The following is a 16,907-nucleotide window of genomic DNA, read 5'->3' on the forward strand; positions in this document are numbered from 1 at the left end:
AACTCCCGGGCTTCAGCGGCTCCGTACCAAAGTAAACGTTTTCTTGACCCATGTACAGCCTTTTGCTAATTTTTGAGAAAGCGTTTTCTGACGAAGCCGCCCCATCCGATTTCCCCACGCTGAAGAGGTCCGGCGTGCGCCCCCGCACACCTTGACGCATCGAAAAGGCAGGACATCATTGTTCCCCACCGACTGCCACTGCCATGAGCGCGGCTGACATGGAAGATACGCCCGTCCGCCCCAGCGCATTGACGCGCTACGAAGACTGGCCGGACTACGCCGTCCGCCATCGCTTCAACGCGGCTTCTCCGGCCGCCCAGGAACTGGCCGACACACTTGGCGTCCCTTCCGTAACACCGGACCTTGAGTACACGGTGCACTCCGAGACAGTGCACGACGACGTCACCACCTCCCACTTGTCATGGCAGTTGGGCTTTGGGCCGAGGACAGCGGCTTGGTTCGTCCGGCCCGCCGGGGAAACCGGCCCCCTGCCCGGCGTACTCGCCCTGCACTGCCATGGCGGAGTCAAGGCCTACGGCGCGGAACGGCTCGTGTCCCTTCCGGATAACTCCCTCCCGGCCGAGGTGCGAACGAAACTCTATGACGGCCGTGCTCTCGCCACCTGGATGGCGCAGCAGGGCTTCGCAGTGCTGGCCCACGACACTTTCATGTGGGGAAGCCGGGGCTTTGGCCTTGACACCCTGCCTTGGCGGACCGCCACCGCCGTTAACGGGCAGCGGGCACTTTGGCGGGAGTCCGGCGTCGAACCTTCCGCAGCGGAACAATACAACGCGGCCGCAGCCGCCCACGAGGAAACCGTGGCCAAAGCCGCAACCCTGCTCGGCAGCAGTATCGCCGGAACCGTGGCGCATGACGACCTTGCCGCGCTGGGCATCCTCGCGACGCTCCCGGGGGTGGATCCCGGACGACTCGGCTGCCTCGGCTTCTCTGGCGGAGGCGGGCGTGCCATGGTGCTCGCTGCCTTGAGTCCCCTGATCCGCAGCTATGTGGTGACGTGCATGATGACCACCTTTGGCTCGCTGCTGCCGGCGTACCTGGATGCCCACTCGTGGCTGCTGCACTCCCCCGGTCTAGCCAAGCTGGGTGACTGGCCGGACCTGGCCACGCGCTCCACCGCCAAGATCCTGGTCCAATACGGCATGGCTGACCAGCTTTTCCCTGAACAAGGAATGCGCGATGCCCACCAACACCTGGTGGAGAACCTGCCCTCCCGGTACACCGGCAGTCTTTGGCAGGAACCCCACGTCTTCACCCAGGCCATGCAGGACGAGGCCGCAGCCTTCCTTGCCGCCGCCCTGAAACCGACCCCATCCGGCAGTTCCCCCGCACCTGACCCCACTAGGACAGCCTCATGACCCAGCCCCTGACAGTCTCCGCTGCGGAGGTTCACTCCCGGCTCCCCCGTGTCGCACTGGTGGGTGTACACGGTTTCGGCGAACGGCACCTCGACAACCTGGATCGGCTGGCTGCTGCCGGTGCATTGGACCTGGTGGCCGTCGCCGATCCGCGTCCTCCCGCCGACGGAAAACTTGGCCCCGGAGTTGAGGTCTTCCCTTCCCTCGATGCGCTGTTGGCGGCGGGAGTCGAGCCGGATGTCGTGATCATTTCCACGCCGATCCAAACGCATGCGCCCCTGGCCATGGCTGCACTCGAGGCCGGCGCCGACGTGTACCTGGAAAAGCCCCCGGTGGCTTCCATGGAGCAGTACCAAGAAGTCATGGCAGCGGCCGCGAGCGCCGGCCGCTTGGTGCAGGTGGGGTTCCAAAGCCTTGGCTCCGAAGCCCTTCCCGCCATTGAAGAACTGGTGGCGGCGGGGGAAATTGGTGAGGTCCGGGGCCTCAGCGCAACAGGTTTGTGGCTGAGGACCCGGTCCTACTTCAAGCGTTCCCGCTGGGCCGGCAAGCGCAGCCTGAACGGGACAGACGTGGTGGACGGCGTGGTCACCAACGCCCTGGCACACGCTGTGGCGACGGGACTGCGGCTTGCCGGGGCACGAACGGTCTCCGACGTTGCCTCTGTGGAGACGGACCTCTACCGGGCCAATGACACCGAGAGCGACGACACTTCAGTGGTGAGGGTCCGAACCACCAGCCGCCCTGGATTGCCGGGAGGACCTGTGCTGATGCGAGGCCCTGTGCTGACGTGTGCACTGACGTTGTGCGCACCGGTGCAGTCGGCGCCCGCAGTCACCATCTACGGCACGTTGGGGCAGCTGACGCTCTTCTATACAGAGGACCGGGTTGAGATCACCACGCCCCATGGTGTCCGGAGCGAGACCTTCGGACGGACCGACCTGCTGGAGAACCTGCTGTCCGCCAGCAGCGAGGAGGATCTCCTCAGCCCCCTCAGTGGCGTCGGCGCGTATGTGTCGGTGCTCGAGGCGATCCGCACGGCAGAGGCTCCCCGGCTGATCCACCCGGACTACGTCACGTGGGAAGGCGAGGGCGACGACGCCCACCCCGTGGTGCGCGGCATCGAATCGTTGATTCGCCGGGCAGCGTTGGGGCAAGCCACCTTTGCTGAGCTCGGAGCGCCGTGGACGGAATCCGATGCCGGCTCTGGGGCCGTCCCCTCAAACCTGGCCGAATTCCGCGTCAATGACACGCCCGTCGCAATGCTCCAGGACGGAAACAGCATCCGCCCCACGTCGTCACCCCGTCCTTACCTGCACCCCGTTCGAACACTTGCGGGGACCGTGGTGACGGATCACGTCCCGGAAGACCACGTGTGGCATCTGGGCGCGGGCGTCGCCATCCAGGACGTGGACGGCATCAACTTCTGGGGCGGGCGCACCTACACCAGGGACGCCGGCGCCTACGTCTGGCTGAACGACCACGGCCGTATCGTCACAGACTCCGCGGACCACGATGAAGGACATCGGCGCGAACAGTTGAGCTGGCTCGGTCCAGACGGATCACCAATACTCCGCGAACAGCGCGAATGGCGCTGGGCCGCCTTCGGGCTTTCAGCGTGGAAACTGACGCTCGACTTCACGCTGGAACCCGCCACGGGACGTCCGGTGCAGCTGGGCAGCCCGGGTTCCAACGGGCGGCCACAGGGTGGTTATGGAGGCTTCTTCTGGCGGCTGCCGAAAGTCAGCGATGCCACCATCTGGACCCCCGATTCGCGCGGCGAGGACGCTGTTCACGGCACCACGGCGCCGTGGTTGGCATGGTCGGGAACCTTCGACGCCGGAACGGCCAGCGCCGCGCGCGTCACCGGCGACCCTGGACTGGGGCACCCGGCAACGCTGGTGTTCCTTGCCTCACCGCAGGCACCGGACCCGTGGTTCGTGCGGCACTCGGGCTATCCCGGCGTCGGACTTTCCTTGGCCTGGGACGCCCCGGTGACCACCGCGCCCGGCAACCCGGTCCACCGGACGGTCACCGTGCTCGTCACGGACGGCTTCCTGGCAACACAAGACATTGAACAACTCATCTCACCTTTGGGGGAACCGGCATGACCACGCCCACTCAATCCACGCCGCCGTTCACCGGCCAGGCACCAACACCGGCATCGACGCCGGCGGGCGCCATAGCCCGCACGGCACCCGGCAACGCCGCAGACCGCGCAGTGAAGCGCCGGCGTGTGCTGGATATCCTGGACGCCGCAGGCCGCGACTCGCTCCTTCTGACGACCAACACAGCGCTCACCTGGTACCTGGATGGGAGCCGTGTCCACATCAGCCTGGCCGGCGACCCCATCGCAGCCCTCCTGGTGGACCGCGACGGCGACCACCTGGTGACGTTCAACAACGAGGCCGGGCGCATCGCTGCCGAGGAATTGCCCGACGGCGTCAGCCTTCACACCGTGCCGTGGCACGGTCAACTGCATGCGGCGGCGGCTGGCCTTGCCGTTGATGGTGACCCTTTGGTGGAAGCAGCCGTCACCGCAGAACTGCGTGCGGCCCGCCAGGAAATGCTCCCGGCCGAGGCTGCCCGCTATGCCGGGCTGTCCGCTGATGCCGCCGCTGCCATGACGGATGTCCTCACCGCGGCAACCCCGGAGACTACGGAGTTCCAGCTCGTCTCGGACCTGGCCGCGCGGATTGTGGCGGTGGGCGCCGAGCCGCTGGTCCTGCTCTGCAACGGTGCTTCCCGCAGCGACTTCCGCCATCCGCTGGCTACGCACTCCCCCATTGGACGGCGCGCCATGGCGGTGGTGTGCGCCCGCCGAAATGGCTTGGTTGCCAACGTGACCCGGTGGGTAGCGTTCGACGCCGGTACGCCCCAGGAGCTCGACGCCGAGGCCCGGATTGCCGCCGTGGAGGCCGACATCTTCCGTGCCACGGTCCCCGGAGCCCGGCTCAATGGGATCTTCGCCGAGATCAAGCTGGCTTACGCGCGGCATGGCTTCGGCGAAGATCAGTGGACGCTGCATCACCAGGGCGGGCCGGCCGGTTATGCAGGCCGCGATCCCCGGGTCACTTCAGAGGCCACGGATACGGTGGTGCTCAACCAGCCCTTCACGTGGAACCCGTCCGGGCCCGGCGTAAAGATCGAGGACACTGTCCTGCTCACGGATTCCGGCGTGCGCGTCCTGACCACCGACGACCGGTGGCCGACCACCGACGTGGACGGCCGCCGTCGTCCGCTGACGCTGCGCCCGTAACGCCTGACACCTCACACAAAAGGGGCGGGATCACCCATGTGGTGATCCCGCCCCTTTCGTCTCCCGTGACCCAAGTGGTGGTTTAGCTGAGCGTCAGCACTCCGTCCACACGCCGGGGGATGCCCAGGGGGTTGGCGTCGCGCAGGGCCGGGTGCAGGACGGTCTCCGGAGCATCCTGGTAGGCCACCGGACGCTGGAAGCGGCGTACAGCGGTAGCCCCTACGGAAGTGAACAGCGATGTGGTGGCCGGGTACGGGCCGCCGTGCTGCTGGGCCCAGTTCACGGCAACACCTGTGGGCCAGCCGTCGAACAGGACCCTGCCAGCCAAACCGCTGAGCTGCTCCACAAGTGCGGAGACGTCTTCACCCGGTTCCGCGTGCACCGTGCCCGTGAGGCTGCCCGGAACCTTGGCCAGGGCCGCGGACAGTTCCTCCTGGTTGGCGTACTCGATAAGCAGCGTGGTGGGGCCGAAGCACTCCTCCAAAAGCTCCTCGGGGCGCTCCAGCACGTTGGCTGCACTGGTGGAGAACACCACTGGTGCGGCGCCGTCGGCCAGGCTGTCCTGCTGCACGGTGCCACTGACCACGGCGACACCCGGCTGGTCTGCGACGTTACGGAGTCCGTCCGGGTAGGCCTCGGCGATGCGCTCGGTGAGCATGGCAGCGGTGGGCTTGTCCTTGCTGGCCTCGGCCAGGTGCGAGGCGAAGTCAGTACCGGCCGGGATGAACACGAGTCCCGGCTTGGTGCAGAACTGGCCCGCGCCCATCGTGAATGAACCGGCAAGGCCTGCGGCGAGCTGCCGGCCACGCTCGGCCAAGGCCTCCGCAGTGATGACCACGGGGTTCAGGCTGCCGAGCTCACCGTAGAACGGGATCGGCTCCGGACGGGAGGCCGCGAGATCAAACAGTGCGCGCCCGCCGGGAATGGAGCCGGTGAAGCCAACGGCTTTGATGGCGGGGTCCTGGACCAAGGCGGTGCCCGCCTCGCGGCCGCTGACCAGGGCGAAGATCCCTTCCGGCGCGCCGGCCTTGGCCAGTGCCTCGGTGACAATCTCGGCGGTCCGCTCGGAGAGACGGATGTGGCCCGAGTGCGCCTTGACGACCACCGGGCAACCCACTGCCAGTGCCGACGCGGTGTCTCCACCGGCCACGGAGAAAGCGAACGGGAAGTTCGACGCCGAGAACACAGCTACCGGACCGATCGGACGCAGGATGCGGCGCAGGTCGGGCTTCGGCGGTGTGGAGGCCGGGTCGGCGTGGTCGATCACGGCTTCGAGGTAGGACCCCTCGGTGATGACCTTGGCAAACAGCCTCAGCTGGCCACTGGTCCTGGCCACCTCCCCGGTAAGCCGGACGGCGCCCAGGCTCGTCTCGGAATCGGCGATGGCCACCAGTTCGGTGACGTTGGCGTCCAGGGCGTCGGCGACGGCGGTCAGCCAGGCCGCGCGCTCGGCATCGGTTGCTGCTGCGGTCACCTTTGCTGCTGCCGTGGCTGCGGCGGTGATGGCTGTCAGGTCAAGAGTTGCTGTACTCAATGCGGTTTCCTTTACTCTCAGGGGCGGCGGTCTCAGATGCGGCGCTCTCAGATGCGGGCAGCGGCGGTGCGGGCGCTCCGGCGAAGTCAAAGCCCAGTCCGGGGCGGCCTGTGCTGCTCAGTGTGCTCTGGCCCTTGCTGTTGTTGATCCGTACCGGCGAAGGCCCGGCCAGTATTCCGAGTTGTTCGAAGGACGCGTCTTCCACGTCCTCCACGCTTACGGTTTCGGCAAGGGTGAGCGCCAGCTGCCCGGAGAGCTCCGGAAGCAGGTGCGGCGCCACCCTGATGCTGTTGGCCCGGGCCAGCTCAACGATCCTGCGGAACGGCGTAATGCCGCCCACCCGGACGATGTTGGGCTGGATGATGTCCACGGCTTCGGCTTCGATGAAGTCGCGGAAACGGTAGATGGTGTGGACGTTTTCCCCCAAGGCAATGGGTACCGGAGAGTGCTTGCGCAAACGCCGGTAAGCCCAGAGATCGTCGGCCCGGATCGGTTCTTCCAGCCATTCCAGTCCGTACTCCCCCAAGACGTCCAAAGCACGGAAGGTATGGGCCAGGTCCCAACGCTGGTTGGCGTCAATCATGAGCAACCGGTCCGGGCCGATGACCTGCCGGACAGCGGCAACGCGTTCAGCATCTTCACGGAGTTCGGGCTTGCCCACCTTGATCTTCACGGCGTGATGCCCGGCAGCGACCCATCGCTGCGCCTGCTCCACGAGCTGCTCCAGGGTGTAATGGAGGTTCACTCCGGAGCCATAAACCTCCACCGATTCCCGGCGTTGGCCCAACAGTCCTGTGACCGAGGTGCCCGCCTGCCGTGCTTTCAGGTCCCACAGGGCCAGGTCCACGCCGGCCATCGCGATGGTGGTGAGGCCTCCCCCACCGGCCTCATGCAGCCGCTGCCAGAGTTGGTCCCACACCATCTCCGGGTTGGCTTCGAGGCCAAGGATGAACGCTGCAATGTCGTAATCCAAGAGGGCTTTGACCGCCTGGGGACCAATGGTGGGTGTCCATGAGAAACCGTGGCCCCTGCCGCCGTCGTCCGTGGTCAGCTCTGTAACGATCACATGGTTCTCGGGTGCCTCGGCGCCCCAGCTGCGCAGCAGCGGAACCGTGATCAGCCGGGTGGTGAGGCCCGTGATGCGGGCCGTCATCAGCTGCCGGCCAGCTCGTGGCCCTTGGCCAGGATGGACTTGAGCTCCAGCAATTGCTCTTCACTGGGGTCCACCAGCGGAGGACGGACCGGGCCAACAGGCAGCCCGGCCAGGCGCAGGCCTGCTTTGATGAGGGAAACGCCAAAGCCCGGGGTCTGGTCGCGGAGCCGGACCAGCGGGGCGTAGAAGCCTTCGAGCAGAGCATGGCGGCGCTCTTCATCACCGGAGACGTAGGCGTCGTAGTAGGCCTTGGCGATTTCGGGGGCCATCGCGAACGCTGCCGAGGAGTAGAGCGGAATGCCGAGGCCACGGTAGGCACCCTGGGTCAGCTCTGCGGTCAGCAGGCCGTTGAACAGGGCGAAGTCGGTGCGGCCGCTGGCGTTGATCGCGGAGACGATTTCCTGGGCCAGGCCGACGTCGCCGATTCCGTCCTTGAAGCCAACAACCTTCGGGTTGGCGGTGAGGTGCGTGATGGCCTCGGCGGTGAACTTGGCCGTACCGCGGTGGTACACGATCACGGGCAGGCTGCTCGCGGCGGCGATCGCCTCGACGTAGGCCACTACACCGTCCGTGGGACCTGTGACGAGGTAGGGCGGGAGCACCAGGAGGGCATCCGCGCCGGCTTCCTCGGCCACTTTGGCTGCCGCGATGGCGTGACCCAACGGTCCACCGGCACCGGAGACCACGGGAACTGCTCCAGCAACAGCCTCGACGGCGGCGGTCACCACGGTGCGGATCTCATCGATGGACAGGGCATGGAATTCGCCAGTGCCGCAGGCGGGGAAGACACCGCCGGGACCGAACGGCAGGCGGGAGGTGATGTGCTCCTTCAGCAACGCCACATCTACGGTGCCGTCTTCAGCAAAGGGAGTGACGGGGAAGAACAGTACGCCGTCGAATTTCATGGGGTCTCCTTGGTTGCTCCCGCCGGGACCAGTCCGGCGTGGTTCTCGTCATTGAGTGCTGCGGGGTTGAGTGCTGCGGCGTTCTGGTGGTCAGACGCAGTGTCCGCGCCTTCGTACGGCGGGGTGAGTTCGGTGCGCCACGAACGCTTGGGTTCCCAGCCGAGGAGCTCGCGGGCTTTGTCGATGGAGAACGCCGGGCTGGTGCCGGTCAGGTGTTCAGTGAGCGGTCCGCTGCCAGGCAGGAATCGCGGGAACAATTCCGCCAGGGGCGCGGTAGCCAAGGCATCCTTGGCGCCAACAAAGAAGACCTGGCCGTTGGGGATGCTGTCCATCTTCTGCAAAAGCACGTCCAGGAAGTCAGCCACATCCCGTGCGTCCACATAGTTGAACAAGGCCGGTGCGGACAATGCGGGATCGTCCAGGCGCTGCCGGATGGTGTGCCCCTGTTGCGTCAGGGCGCCTTCCCATTCCTCCGGGGACAGGACGTAGCACGGGCGGAATGCCGCGTACCGGATCTTGTCGCCCTGTGCTGCGGCGAACATCTGCACGGTCTGCTCGGCGATCAGCTTGGACAACGCGTAGGCGTTCCACGGCTTGGGCGGTGTCTGCTCGTCCAGAGGGAACGACGGCGGCAGCCACCCTGCCGGTGAGCCATAACCCAGGGCGGTGGGGCTGGACGCCGTCACGATCTTCGGGACGCCCGCTTCGGTAGCGGCACTGACCACCGCGTAGGCGAGACGGGTGTTCGTGCTGAAAATGACGTCCTCGGGTGCGCTGAAAGGTACGGCAATAGCAGCGAGGTGGATGACGGCGTCGGGCGCTGTTTCGCGGATGAGCCGCTCCGCTTCCCCCGGTGCCAAAAGATCAGCGGTGTACTGCTCGGCTCCGGCGGGCAGTTGCTCCGCGGGGATGGCGTCCCGGTCCACCGAGATCACCTTGTGGCCGGCGTCTGCCAGTCCAGCCACAACGCTGCGTCCCAGGCGGCCGGAACCTCCGGTAACGAAAATCCTGCTCATGGTCTTGTCCTTGATTGGTAGTGAACCGGTCAGGCCTGGCTGCGGCTGAGGTCGGCGCCGAGTCCCAGTTCGCTGATACGAACGGGCTGGCCGGTGTCCAGGGACTGGTTGCCGGCAATGCCCACCGACACGGAACGGAGTCCGTCGATGTAGCCGGACGGACGGCCCAGTGGATCAATGCCGGGACCATTGAAAAGGTCCGAGAGCAGCAGGTTGTCGCCGCCGCCGTGGCCGCCCTCACCGTTGACGATCGGAACTTCGTAGGCAGCTTCCCAGTGGCGCTGGACCACCAGGCGCTCACCGTTGCGGCGTACGGCATCCTCTTCCTCGATGGGAGTGGCGCTCGGGTCCACCACGGTCTTCTTGTCGGTGCTGGACTCGACGGCGGCGCGTTCCACCACTTCGAGTTCAGCCCGGCCTTCGGTGCCGTTGACGGTGACGCGGTAGCCTTCCCACGGGCTGTGGGCGTTAAGCGAGTAGCTCAGCGTCGGGCCGCCCTGGTAGTCCACCACGAGGGCCAGGTTGTCCTCGATGGTGATGCCCTCGGTGAAGACGTCCTGGTCACGGATGTAGCCGTCGAACTTTTCGTTGTCGTAGTACAGGGCCTTCAGGCGCTCGTCGTCGCGCATGTCCAGGCGGAAGGGATCGTGCTCAAGGCCATCTACGGTGCCGCGCTCCGGACGTGCTCCCAAGCCGCGCTCTGCTGCGTTTTTGTCGCCGTAAAAGCGCAGGCCACCGGAGGCAAAAACGCGCTCCGGAACATCGTTGATCCACCAGTTAACAAGGTCGAAGTGGTGGGAGGCCTTGTGGATGAGCAGGCCGCCGGAGTTTTTCTTTTCACGGTGCCAGCGGCGGAAGTAGTCCGCGCCGTGAACGGTGTCCAGGACCCAGCTGAAGTCGATGGAGGTGACCTTGCCGATCACGCCGTTCTTGATGACTTCCTTCAGTGCCGTGTTGCGCGGCGAGTAGCGGTAGTTGAACGTCACCACCACGTTCTTGCCGGTCTTCGCCACCGCTTCCGTAATACGGCGGCATCCGTCAACGTCAATCGTCAGCGGCTTTTCAACCACGACGTCGGCACCCGCCTCGAGCGCCTCAACGATGTAGTCCGCGTGGGTGTAGTCGGGCGTCGTGACGATGACGCGCTCGATGTCGTTGGACTGGATGAAGCTGGTGAGCTGGCCCGGCTCAAAGGATGCAACGGGTTCTGTTCCGCCAAGCTCCTTGATGAGCTCCTGGTAGAAGTCCACCCGGCCCGGGTTGACGTCGGAGAGCGCAATAAGTTCCGCAACGTCCGAGTGCTGCCCATAGATGGCCCGGATATACATTTCCGAGCGGCCACCGGTGCCGATGAGGGCGATGCGTGTCCGGTGGTGGCCTTCAGTCCGGGCAGTGGGTGCGGCCGTTTCGGTCTGGGTCTCGGCTGAGTCGACGGTGACCATGTTTGCCATGAGGGATGCCCCTTTCAAAAGGCAGGAGTGAACCGCTTGACGGCCCGGCTTCGTATGGGAAGAATCATGAGAAAGCGTTTTCTCAGAGCGTTATAAGCTTTGTATCAAGACTCTGGTGGTCACGTCAACCACTGCTCCAACGACGGCGCATTCGGGAGACGACCAATGGGAAGGGGCCACATGGCACGCAGGAACACCAACAGGCGCGTCGGGATAGCTGATGTCGCGGAGAAGGCCGGCGTCTCTCACGCCACCGTTTCACGCGTCATGAACGGTAACGCCGCAGTGGATCCCGGAATCGCGGCGCGGGTTCGGACAGCCGCAGCGGAATTGAAGTACCAGCCCAACCCGGTGGGGCGCAGCCTTGCACTGGGAAAGACGGACACCATCGGCATCGTGGTTCCGGATCTGGCCAACCCCACCTTCCAGGCCATCCTCCGCGGACTCAGTATCGCCGCCGCACAGGATGGTTACCGCGTCCTGATTGCCGACTCCTCCGAAGTCACCAGCGAGGAAGCCATCCTGGCCGGCGAAGCCCGGCGCCGCTGCGATGGCGTGGTCCTTTGCGCACCCCGCATGGCCGACGCCGAACTTGAAGAGCTGGCGCCCACCCTGCACCCACTGGTGCTCATCAACCGCACCACCATCGCCACCAACACTCCGAGCCTGAGCGTTGACTACGGGCAGGGCATCCAGGAACTGGCGCAGCATCTGGTCTCCCTGGGACACCGCCGCCTCGTGTTCCTGTCCGGCCCCGAGCACAGCGCTTCCAACCGCCAACGCCTGGTGGGCCTGGACCAGTTCCGCGCCGAGCATCCGGAGATCGAACTGCAGATGCTCCACGGTGGATCCAACTTCGATTCCGGCCATGAGTCCACGGAGGCCATCATTGCCAGTGGTGCCACCGGAATCCTGGCATTCAACGACCTCGTCGCCATGGGGCTGCTCAGCGGCCTGCATGAGCGCGGGGTGCGGGTTCCGGAGGACATCTCCGTGACAGGCTTCGATGACATCCCCTTCGCCAAATACACCACTCCCCCGCTGACCACTGCTGCCGTGCCCATCAACGAGCTCGGAAGCCTCGCTTGGCGGAGAATGCGCGAACAGATCCAGCAAGCCGGCGAAGCCACCACCCAGGCACAGGACGAGTTCTCGCCCAGGGTGGAAATCCGCAAGAGCACCGCAGCGCCCGCACTCAAGCCCGCAAGCTGACACTTAGTGCCCATGTCACGCGCGGACATTGGCCTTGAGTGTCACCTGGATGAGGAATTTGCGCCCACTCCGGCTTCTTTGTAGAAACCCTGGATGTGGGCGGCCACCAGCTCGGCCGCCTTGCCGCCGTCGTGATTGTTCACAGCGTTAAGGATGGCGCGGTGCTCGGCCCGGAGCCTTGCGGACGTCGCGTTCCAGTCGGGAAGGTTGCCGGTCAGCTCACCTGCATAGTTCTCGATCGCGCCCCGGAGCGAGGCCATCATGGCGCTGACCACGGCATTGCCGGCAGCCTGCGCGAGCGCCACATGGAAGCGGGCGTCCAAGGCAAGGAATGTATCGATGTCCGGGGCAGCGTCCATCTGGTCCAGCAGCTCCGCGGCCTCCTCCAGCTCCGGCACCCCCACCTGAGCCCGTTCAGCCGCCCACGATTCCAGCAGGACGCGGGTCTCCACGATGTCCGCCACGGGAAGATGGCGCGTGGCCACGTGCAGCCGGAGGGTGGAACCCAGCGCGGAGCCCGGCTCGGCGATGACCACGGTCCCGGCATCCTTTCCGGACCCCACGCCGGCACGGACCACGCCCATCGCCTCGAGGATGCGGACTGCCTCGCGCACGGAGGTCCGGGAAACCTTCAATTGCTCGGCCATGGCGCGTTCACCCGGAAGCCTGCCGCCGAGGGCAAGGTCTCCATCGGACAGCTGCTTCTCGATCCATTGCAGGACCAACTCGTGGGTACGCATAACGGAATACTAGTTGATGTGGTCCAACCACATGGATTACAGTGTGGTTAGACCACAGTGGTAAGACCACAGAATTCAAGGGAGAACCGCATGACCGACACCCTCGATCCCAAAATCACGGCCGCGCCCGCCAACGCCGGGAGCGACGAAAACGTGACACGTCCGCCCCAGCCGCGTTCCGCCGTCGTGCTTCCGCCGGCACTGAAGCGCCGCGTCCCCAAGGTTTCCGACCTGGCTCCGCTCATGCAGTTCAAGAAGCCCGAATTCAGCAAGACTGCCCGACTCAAGCGCGCCAGCACCATTTGGGAACTGCGGGACATCGCCAAGCGCCGCACCCCGCAGGCGCCCTTCGACTACACCGACGGTGCCGCCGAAGAAGAGATCACCCTCCGCCGCGCCCGCCAGGCCTTCCAGGACATCGAGTTCCGTCCCGGCATACTGCGCGATGTCTCCAGGATCGATCTCCGCACCGACATCCTGGGCAAGGAATCACGCCTGCCGTTCGGCATCGCTCCCACAGGATTCACGCGCATGATGCAGTCCGAGGGCGAGTACGCCGGCTCGCAGGCCGCTGAAGCCGCAGGTATTCCCTACACCCTGTCCACCATGGGCACTGCGTCCATCGAAGACGTTGCCACGGCTGCACCGAACGGCCGCAACTGGTTCCAGCTGTACTTGTGGACGGACCGCGACCGCTCCCTGGAACTGATCGAACGCGCAGCGAAAGCCGGCAACGACACCCTCATGGTCACCGTGGACACTGCGGTTGCCGGCGCCCGCCTTCGCGATGTCCGCAACGGCATGACCATCCCGCCGGCGCTGACCATCAAAACCGTCCTGGATGCGTCCTACCGCCCGGCCTGGTGGTTCAACTTCCTCACGCACGAGCCCCTGACCTTCGCTTCGCTTTCGCGTTACACCGGCACCGTGGCAGACCTCATCAATTCGATGTTCGACCCCACCCTGACCTATGAGGACCTGGACTGGCTCCGCGAAACCTGGAAGGGCAAGCTGGTGGTCAAGGGCATCCAGACCGTGGAAGACGCCCGCAAGGTAGTGGACCACGGCGCGGATGGCATCATCCTGTCCAACCACGGCGGCCGCCAATTGGACCGCGCACCCATCCCGTTCCACCTGCTGCCGGAGGTCACCACGGCATTGAAGGCTGACAACAGCAAGGCCGCAGTCATGCTGGACACAGGCATCATGAGCGGCGCGGACATCGTGGCAGCCCTCGCCCTGGGCGCGGACTTTGCCCTGATCGGCCGCGCATACCTTTACGGTCTCATGGCCGGTGGACGCGAAGGCGTGGACCGCACCATCCAGATCCTGGAGAAGGACATGACCCGGACCATGGCGCTGCTGGGCGTCAGCAAGGTAGCGGACCTGAACCCGGACCACGTGCGGCTGCTCCAGCGCTGACCGCACCCATGTAAGTAACAGCAACTGTCGCAATGAGCGTTCATTGCGACAGTTGCTGTTACTCAGTTGGGTAAGGGGGCTAGATCAGGCCCTGGGCCAGCATTGCGTCGGCCACCTTAACGAAGCCGCCGATGTTGGCGCCCACCACGTAGTTCCCGGGCGCACCGTATTCATCAGCTGTGGCAGCGCAACGGTCGTGGATGCCCACCATGATCTCGGTGAGGCGCTGCTCGGTGTGCTCGAAGGACCAGGAATCGCGGCTGGCATTCTGCTGCATCTCCAAGGCTGACGTCGCCACACCACCGGCATTGGCGGCCTTGCCCGGCCCGAAGAGGATCCCGGCTTCCTGGAACACGGATACCGCGGACCGCGTGGAGGGCATGTTGGCACCTTCGGCAACCGCGATCAGACCGTTGCTGACCAGCTTGGCGGCAGCATCGCCGTCGAGCTCGTTCTGGGTGGCGCACGGCAGCGCCACGGTGCCGTTGACGTCCCACACCGAACCGCCGACAACATGGCTGGCCCCATTACGGCGCGCGGCGTACTCCGTGAGGCGGCCGCGCTCCACTTCCTTGATCCGGCTCAGAAGCGCGACGTCGATCCCCGCCTCGTCCACGATGTAACCGGCCGAATCCGAACAGGCCACTACGGTGGCGCCGAGGGACTGGGCCTTGGCGATCGCATGGATGGCCACATTGCCGGAACCGGAGACCACTACGCGCTGACCGTCGAAGGACTGGCCGCGGGTCTTGAGCATCTCCTGGGCGAAGATCACCGTTCCGTAACCGGTGGCCTCGGGGCGAACCAGGGAACCGCCCCAGGAGATGCCCTTACCCGTCAGGACGCCGGATTCGTAGCGGTTGGTGATCCGCTTGTACTGGCCGAAGAGGTAGCCGATCTCGCGACCGCCCACACCGATGTCGCCGGCGGGAACGTCGGTGTATTCACCGATATGCCGGTACAGCTCGGTCATGAAGGACTGGCAGAAGCGCATGATTTCGGCATCGGAACGTCCACGCGGGTCGAAGTCCGAGCCGCCCTTGCCGCCACCGATGGGCATGCCGGTGAGTGCATTCTTGAAGATCTGCTCAAAGCCGAGGAACTTCACGATTCCCAGGTACACCGAGGGGTGGAAGCGGAGCCCGCCCTTGTAGGGGCCGAGCGCGGAGTTGAACTCCACCCGGAAGCCGCGGTTCACGTGGACGCGGCCGGCGTCGTCGGTCCACGGGACGCGGAAGATGATCTGGCGCTCCGGCTCGCAAAGACGCTCCAGGACGGCGCCCTCAAGGAATTCAGGATGGCGATCGTGCACGGGGCCGAGGCTTTCGAAGACCTCAGTGACGGCCTGGTGGAATTCCTTCTCCCCCGGGTTCCGTGCCAACACGGTGTCGCGGACAGCTTCGAGCCTTGAATCCATGCGTGTTCCTATCCTCAGTGCGCCGACCCGCGGCGAGACGATCAGTCCCGCTCATGGTTGCATCGAGGAAGATGGGATCTCCATCCGGAGCCAATGTGACCCTCACCGCTGAGTTAACACAACTGTAGAAAATCGTTGAAAACACAAGGAAACGCAAGGTAAACAAAAACTCACAATGTGACGAGGATCACGTTAAGTAGGGCTGCGCTACCGCTTACGCCCGAACTTGGGAAGGTTGGGCAGGTTCGGAAGGTTGGCCAGGAGGTCAGCAGCCTTAGTGGCAGCGCGGCCTACGGTGCGGCCGATTTGCTGGGGAACGGTGTCGTCGGAGGCGGGGTCAAGGGAGACGGGCGTTCCACTCGCGTGGACCTTGACGGCCTGGCCAATGGCGTCGGCGCGGTTGGGGACTGACACGACGGCGGCTTCGGCGGGAGCCACAGCGGCGGGCACGTCCGTGGCGGCAGCCGCTGAGGTCGCCTCAGCAGCAGGCACGACGACGGCGGGAGCCGGGGTTCCGACGTCGAACGTTTCAAGCCAGCTCGCGACGCCGGCAAGCGGCTTGGGATTCAGGGCATAGAAGCGCTTCTGGCCTTGCGCGCGCATGCTGACCAGATCAGCCTCGCGGAGCACCTTCAGATGCTTGGAGATTGTGGGCTGGCTTGCAGCCAGTTCTTCCACCAGTTCGCCTACTGCTTTATCCCCAGAGCGGAGGGAGACCAGGATGTCGCGTCTGGTTGCCTCAGCTATGACGGCAAATACGTCGTCAGTCACCATGCCTCCCACCCTAGCGACATATACGCCAATTGGCATCCCTGTTTCCTGCCGCGACGGGTACCAAATCGTTGACCCATTGGTGGGCCGATGCTACAACGGAGACACGGTCCGTCCGGGCTCCCAGGCCCCGGCCGCCACAAGCACGGGGTGCATGGCCATGACTGAATTTTTCCGGCGTCGCATCTTTGACATCATTGCCGGCGTGTTCCTCGCCTTGTTTGTCCTCGTATGGACCACTGTCCTGGTGCGGGTGGGGACATGGGTGCCCACAGGAACGGCCGAATCTCCGGAGTTGAACGGCGCCTTGGTGACCGCCGCGGGAGTCCTGGCAACGTCGCTGAGTTCACTCACGGCGTCGGCTCTTGGCTTCACCATTTCCGAGGTCAAACGTGACAATGCCGACGCCGGAGCTCCCAGCCCGTTGGTCAGCCCGGCCGACGTGGCCACGAGGCTTTCCGGGCGGGTGATCTTCGCGATCATGGTTTACATGACCATGGGCATGCTGGTCCTGGTGCTGTGGCTCTTCAAGGGGCAGGCCTCCACGGACCTCATTGGCGCGTTCGCGCTCTCGCTGCTCGGGTGGCTGGTAGGGGCCGCCGGGGTGGTTTTCCAGACGGAGAGGACCGGGCTGTAGCTTTCTGGAGCCAAACG

General features: G+C 65.3%; 14 protein-coding genes. 6 read left to right on the plus strand and 8 right to left on the minus strand.

Annotated elements, in window-relative coordinates; all coding sequences use genetic code 11:
* Positions 1-203 precede the first annotated feature (203 nt).
* The 3 genes from QEH68_RS16680 to QEH68_RS16690 are packed head-to-tail and all read left to right on the plus strand — an operon-like array spanning position 204 to position 4,632.
* A complete protein-coding gene (locus QEH68_RS16680) occupies positions 204-1,376 on the plus strand; it encodes a dienelactone hydrolase family protein (RefSeq protein WP_280623467.1) in 1,173 nt (390 codons plus the stop codon).
* Positions 1,373-3,484, plus strand: coding sequence for a DUF6807 family protein (locus QEH68_RS16685; RefSeq protein WP_280623468.1), 2,112 nt, complete (start codon positions 1,373-1,375; stop codon positions 3,482-3,484). Before QEH68_RS16680 ends, QEH68_RS16685 begins: the two co-directional genes overlap by 4 nt.
* Positions 3,481-4,632: a M24 family metallopeptidase gene (locus QEH68_RS16690; RefSeq protein ID WP_280623469.1), complete on the plus strand. Its 1,152-nt coding sequence runs from the start codon at positions 3,481-3,483 to the stop codon at positions 4,630-4,632. The genes QEH68_RS16685 and QEH68_RS16690 overlap by 4 nt, the downstream gene beginning before the upstream one ends.
* Before the next feature lie 82 nt (positions 4,633-4,714).
* On the opposite strand, the gene QEH68_RS16695 is transcribed toward QEH68_RS16690, so the two are convergent.
* From QEH68_RS16695 to QEH68_RS16715, 5 genes are read right to left on the minus strand one after another with little or no spacing between them, the layout of a single operon-like run.
* Positions 4,715-6,166, minus strand: coding sequence for an aldehyde dehydrogenase (NADP(+)) (locus QEH68_RS16695; RefSeq protein ID WP_280623470.1), 1,452 nt, complete (start codon positions 6,164-6,166; stop codon positions 4,715-4,717).
* Positions 6,147-7,319, minus strand: a complete 1,173-nt coding sequence (locus QEH68_RS16700; protein WP_280623471.1) for a mandelate racemase/muconate lactonizing enzyme family protein — start codon at positions 7,317-7,319, stop codon at positions 6,147-6,149. The genes QEH68_RS16695 and QEH68_RS16700 overlap by 20 nt, the downstream gene beginning before the upstream one ends.
* Positions 7,319-8,224 carry a 5-dehydro-4-deoxyglucarate dehydratase gene (locus tag QEH68_RS16705; protein ID WP_207594517.1) on the minus strand — a complete coding sequence of 302 codons (906 nt, stop codon included), beginning with the start codon at positions 8,222-8,224 and terminating at the stop codon, positions 7,319-7,321. The genes QEH68_RS16700 and QEH68_RS16705 overlap by 1 nt, the downstream gene beginning before the upstream one ends.
* Positions 8,221-9,240: an NAD(P)-dependent oxidoreductase gene (locus QEH68_RS16710; RefSeq protein WP_280623472.1), complete on the minus strand. Its 1,020-nt coding sequence runs from the start codon at positions 9,238-9,240 to the stop codon at positions 8,221-8,223. Before QEH68_RS16710 ends, QEH68_RS16705 begins: the two co-directional genes overlap by 4 nt.
* Positions 9,241-9,269: 29 nt before the next feature.
* Positions 9,270-10,682, minus strand: coding sequence for a Gfo/Idh/MocA family oxidoreductase (locus QEH68_RS16715; protein ID WP_280628031.1), 1,413 nt, complete (start codon positions 10,680-10,682; stop codon positions 9,270-9,272).
* A 189-nt stretch (positions 10,683-10,871) separates the two neighbouring features.
* Between QEH68_RS16715 and QEH68_RS16720 the strand changes: the two genes are divergently transcribed.
* A complete protein-coding gene (locus QEH68_RS16720) occupies positions 10,872-11,903 on the plus strand; it encodes a LacI family DNA-binding transcriptional regulator (RefSeq protein WP_207594519.1) in 1,032 nt (343 codons plus the stop codon).
* Between the two features lie 41 nt (positions 11,904-11,944).
* Here the strand turns inward: QEH68_RS16720 and QEH68_RS16725 are convergent, their stop codons facing one another.
* Complete coding sequence (locus tag QEH68_RS16725; protein ID WP_280623473.1) at positions 11,945-12,643, minus strand: FCD domain-containing protein; 699 nt, start codon at positions 12,641-12,643, stop codon at positions 11,945-11,947.
* Between the two features lie 90 nt (positions 12,644-12,733).
* Here QEH68_RS16725 and QEH68_RS16730 point away from each other — a divergent pair, with 90 nt between their 5' ends.
* Entirely contained in the window at positions 12,734-14,065 is a 1,332-nt protein-coding gene (locus QEH68_RS16730; protein WP_280623474.1) for an alpha-hydroxy acid oxidase, read from the plus strand.
* Between the two features lie 79 nt (positions 14,066-14,144).
* Here QEH68_RS16730 and gdhA read toward each other — a convergent pair whose 3' ends face one another.
* Together gdhA and QEH68_RS16740 are read right to left on the minus strand one after the other, a co-directional pair.
* Entirely contained in the window at positions 14,145-15,482 is a 1,338-nt protein-coding gene (gene gdhA / locus QEH68_RS16735; RefSeq protein ID WP_207594522.1) for an NADP-specific glutamate dehydrogenase, read from the minus strand.
* Positions 15,483-15,689: 207 nt separating this feature from the next.
* Positions 15,690-16,256, minus strand: a complete 567-nt coding sequence (locus QEH68_RS16740) for a metalloregulator ArsR/SmtB family transcription factor (RefSeq protein WP_280623475.1) — start codon at positions 16,254-16,256, stop codon at positions 15,690-15,692.
* 157 nt (positions 16,257-16,413) lie between these two features.
* Here QEH68_RS16740 and QEH68_RS16745 point away from each other — a divergent pair, with 157 nt between their 5' ends.
* Entirely contained in the window at positions 16,414-16,890 is a 477-nt protein-coding gene (locus tag QEH68_RS16745) for a hypothetical protein (RefSeq protein ID WP_207594526.1), read from the plus strand.
* The last annotated feature ends 17 nt before the right edge of the window (positions 16,891-16,907 follow it).

This window comes from Paenarthrobacter sp. OM7 (assembly GCF_029873575.1).
In the GTDB taxonomy this organism is placed as follows: domain Bacteria; phylum Actinomycetota; class Actinomycetes; order Actinomycetales; family Micrococcaceae; genus Arthrobacter.

What these genes read in the sequence shown, in the direction of transcription:
- QEH68_RS16680 (WP_280623467.1), top strand. Translation starts at nt 204, where the DNA reads ATGAGCGCGGCTGACATGGAAGATACGCCCGTCCGCCCCAGCGCATTG.
- QEH68_RS16685 (WP_280623468.1), top strand. Translation starts at nt 1,373, where the DNA reads ATGACCCAGCCCCTGACAGTCTCCGCTGCGGAGGTTCACTCCCGGCTC.
- QEH68_RS16690 (WP_280623469.1), top strand. Translation starts at nt 3,481, where the DNA reads ATGACCACGCCCACTCAATCCACGCCGCCGTTCACCGGCCAGGCACCA.
- QEH68_RS16700 (WP_280623471.1), bottom strand. Translation starts at nt 7,319, where the DNA reads ATGACGGCCCGCATCACGGGCCTCACCACCCGGCTGATCACGGTTCCG.
- QEH68_RS16705 (WP_207594517.1), bottom strand. Translation starts at nt 8,224, where the DNA reads ATGAAATTCGACGGCGTACTGTTCTTCCCCGTCACTCCCTTTGCTGAA.
- QEH68_RS16710 (WP_280623472.1), bottom strand. Translation starts at nt 9,240, where the DNA reads ATGAGCAGGATTTTCGTTACCGGAGGTTCCGGCCGCCTGGGACGCAGC.
- QEH68_RS16715 (WP_280628031.1), bottom strand. Translation starts at nt 10,682, where the DNA reads ATGGTCACCGTCGACTCAGCCGAGACCCAGACCGAAACGGCCGCACCC.
- QEH68_RS16720 (WP_207594519.1), top strand. Translation starts at nt 10,872, where the DNA reads ATGGCACGCAGGAACACCAACAGGCGCGTCGGGATAGCTGATGTCGCG.
- QEH68_RS16725 (WP_280623473.1), bottom strand. Translation starts at nt 12,643, where the DNA reads ATGCGTACCCACGAGTTGGTCCTGCAATGGATCGAGAAGCAGCTGTCC.
- QEH68_RS16730 (WP_280623474.1), top strand. Translation starts at nt 12,734, where the DNA reads ATGACCGACACCCTCGATCCCAAAATCACGGCCGCGCCCGCCAACGCC.
- gdhA (WP_207594522.1), bottom strand. Translation starts at nt 15,482, where the DNA reads ATGGATTCAAGGCTCGAAGCTGTCCGCGACACCGTGTTGGCACGGAAC.
- QEH68_RS16740 (WP_280623475.1), bottom strand. Translation starts at nt 16,256, where the DNA reads ATGGTGACTGACGACGTATTTGCCGTCATAGCTGAGGCAACCAGACGC.
- QEH68_RS16745 (WP_207594526.1), top strand. Translation starts at nt 16,414, where the DNA reads ATGACTGAATTTTTCCGGCGTCGCATCTTTGACATCATTGCCGGCGTG.